At 73.7% G+C, this 2,910-nt stretch carries 4 protein-coding genes; 3 read left to right on the top strand and 1 reads right to left on the bottom strand.

Going from position 1 to position 2,910, the window contains the following annotated elements:
- Window positions 1-1,593 (bottom strand): metallophosphoesterase (locus HET64_RS38005; protein ID WP_215111781.1); only part of this gene is annotated, 1,593 nt, incomplete at its 3' end.
- A gap of 112 nt (window positions 1,594-1,705) precedes the next feature.
- Between HET64_RS38005 and HET64_RS38000 the strand changes: the two genes are divergently transcribed.
- The 3 genes from HET64_RS38000 to crcB form a co-directional block, all read left to right on the top strand.
- Window positions 1,706-2,056, top strand: coding sequence for a metallopeptidase family protein (locus HET64_RS38000; protein ID WP_215111782.1), 351 nt, complete (start codon window positions 1,706-1,708; stop codon window positions 2,054-2,056).
- Window positions 2,053-2,544 (top strand): CrcB family protein, encoded by a 492-nt coding sequence (locus HET64_RS37995; RefSeq protein WP_215111780.1) that lies wholly within the window; start codon window positions 2,053-2,055, stop codon window positions 2,542-2,544. Before HET64_RS38000 ends, HET64_RS37995 begins: the two co-directional genes overlap by 4 nt.
- Window positions 2,541-2,910: fluoride efflux transporter CrcB (gene crcB / locus HET64_RS37990; RefSeq protein ID WP_215111779.1), on the top strand; the 370-nt coding region annotated here is incomplete at its 3' end. The genes HET64_RS37995 and crcB, both read left to right, overlap by 4 nt.

The raw sequence follows: 2,910 nt of genomic DNA, 5'->3' as shown, positions 1-2,910 counted from the left end.
GGACGGCGACGGGGTGGGGGAGACCGGGGCGCCCTTCTTCAGGTTCTCCTCCGGAAGATGGCGGCTGACCTCGGCGGTCGTCAGTCCGAGACCGCCCAGCGTGATCTCGTCCCAGGCCTGGAGCCGACGGGTCGAGCGGTCCATGTAGAGCACCGACGCGTGCACCTTCTCCGGCTTTTCGTTCTGCACGGCGCGCAGCCCGCCGCCGCCCGTGGAGCCCTCGACCTTCAGCCGCGTGCCGAGCTTCAGCTGCTCGTTGATCCGGCGGTGGAGGTGGCCCGACAGCACCAGCGGGACCGTGCCGTCGGTCTCCCGGGCGGTGTTCGGGTCGTGGGCGACGGCGATGTCGGCCGGGGTGCCCGCGCGTTCCTGGTCGCGCAGCGCGGAGGCCAGCCGGGCGCCTTCGAGCCGCGCGGCCTCCTTGCCGCCGACCGGGGCGGTCCGGTCCGGGGTGAAGGAGGCGTCGCCGGTGCCCGCGATCCGCAGCCCGCCGACGTTCACCGCGCTGCCGTCGTCGAGGACGCTCACGTTCTTGAACTTCTTCAGATAGGCCTGCGTGATGGGCGAGTCGTGGTTGCCGCGCACCCAGACGTAGGGCGCGCCGAGGTCGCGGATCGGGTCCAGGAAGCCGTTCTCGGGGGCGGAGCCGTGGTCCATCGTGTCGCCCGAGTCGACGATGACGTCGATCTCGTACTGCTCCACGAGCGAGGCGATGATGTGCCAGGCCGCCGGGTTGAGATGGATGTCGGAGACGTGCAGGACCCGGATCGTGCCGGGGTCGGGCTGGTAGACGGGGAGCGTGGAGGTCGCGTCGTACAGCTTGGTGACGTTGGTGACCAGGCGGGCCAGTTCCTGCTGGTAGATGTCGAACTCGGTGACGATGGAGCGGGCGTCGCCGACCAGGGACGGGGCGCTGGAGAGCAGCCCGGAGAACTTCGGCTCCAGGACGGACTTCGGGTTCCAGGTGGCGTACGCGCTGACGCCGGACGCGGCCAGCAGGGTGAGGGCGAGCCCGCCGGCGGCCAGGGCGCGGCGGGGGCGGCGGTAGACGACGAGGCCGAGCGCGGTCGCGCCGGAGACGACGGCGACGCAGGAGCGCACGGCCAGTTCCCGGGTGCCGGCGGCCACGTCCCGGGTGACCTCGTCCTGGAGGCTGGAGAACCGTTCCGGCCGGTCGACCAGGGCCTGGGAGCGTTCGGGGTCCAGGCGGTCCACGTCCACGTCGAGCCGGAGCGGCGCGCTGTGCGAGTCCAGCTCCAGGGCGCCGAGCGGGGACACGTTGATCTTGCTGCCGCCGGTCAGGGAGGGGCGCAGCGTCATGTTGGTGTCCATGGGGCCGACCGGAGTACGGATGGAGCCCACGGCGAGCAGTCCCAGCCAGGCCCCCAGCACGACGACGGCGAACATGCCGAGGGCGCGGAGGTACGGGCGGCGGGCGGGGCCCGTCAGGTCGCCGGAGGCCGCCGCGCCGGTGCGGACGGGCGTTCGGGGCCGGGTGTCGGCGGTGTCGCGGCCCCGGGACTTCGGGCCGGCGAGCTGGCTGAGGCGGTGCCGGACGCGGTCGGCTGCGGCACGGAACGGGACGCGGACCATTGGGCCCGTATGCCCCGGTACGACCTCCGCCATGCCGGGCGGCCCGCCCGTTCATGAGTCCGGGACGGCCGCCATCTGCCCGCACCCCGCCCCCGTACGGGACAATGGCCGGGTGCTGGAGATGACGCGCGAACAGTTCGAGGAGCTGGTGAGCCAGGCTCTGGACCGTATTCCGCCGGAGCTGACGAGGCTGATGGACAACGTGGCGGTGTTCGTCGAGGACGAACCGGAGCCCGGCGACCCCGATCTGCTCGGGCTCTACGAGGGCACCCCCCTCACCGACCGGGGCGAGTGGTACGCCGGGGTGCTGCCGGACCGGATCACCATCTACCGGGGGCCGACGCTGCGGATGTGCGAGTCGCACGAGGACGTCGTCGCGGAGACCGAGATCACCGTGGTCCACGAGATCGCCCACCACTTCGGCATCGACGACGAGCGGCTGCACGCCCTGGGCTACGGGTGAGCGAGCAGGCCCCGGAGGAGCTGCCGGAGCCCGGTCCGCCCGCCGCCCCGCAGGGCCGGGTGCTGGCGGCGGTCGCGGCCGGCGGCGCGCTCGGCGCGCTCGCCCGCTACGGGGCCCTGGTGTTGTGGCCCGGCGCGGCCGGCTTCCCGTGGACGGTGTTCGCCGTCAATGTGAGCGGCTGCGCCCTGATCGGCGTGCTGATGGTGCTGACCGTCGAGCGGGGCCGGGTGACCCACCCCCTGGTGCGGCCCTTCCTCGGCGTCGGCGTGCTCGGCGGCTTCACGACCTTCTCGACGTACGCGGCCGGCGTCTCGGACCTTCTCGTGCGTCAGGAGGCCCTGACCGCCCTGGCGTACGCGGCGGCGACGGCGGTGGCCGCGCTCGGGGCGGTGTGGGCGGCGGCCGCGGGGACGAGGACCTGGCTGGACCGGGGCTCCCGTGGTTCCCGGGGCTCCCGTGACTCCCGGGGCGAGGGGCGGGCCGCGTGAACTGGCTGCTGGTGGCGATCGGCGGGGCGGTGGGCGCGCCGCTGCGCTATCTGACGGACCGTGCGGTGCAGGCGCATCAGGGGCGGGGCGTCCCGTACGTCTTCCCGTGGGGCACCTTCACCGTGAACACGGCGGGCAGCCTGCTGCTCGGGCTGCTGACCGGCGCCGCGGTGTCCTCCCCGGCGCACGCCCTGTTGGCGACGGGCCTGTGCGGGGCGCTGACGACGTACTCGACGTTCTCGTACGAGACCCTCCGCCTGGCCGAGACGGGCCGGGCCTTCCTGGCCGCGGCCAATGTCCTGGCATCGCTGCTGGCGGGCCTGGGCGCGGTGTTCCTGGGGGCGGAACTGACAGGCGGGTCCGGGG

Source organism: Streptomyces sp. McG3, from assembly GCF_018619185.1.
GTDB lineage: Bacteria > Actinomycetota > Actinomycetes > Streptomycetales > Streptomycetaceae > Streptomyces.
This window is presented reverse-complemented; position numbering and strand designations above follow the sequence as displayed.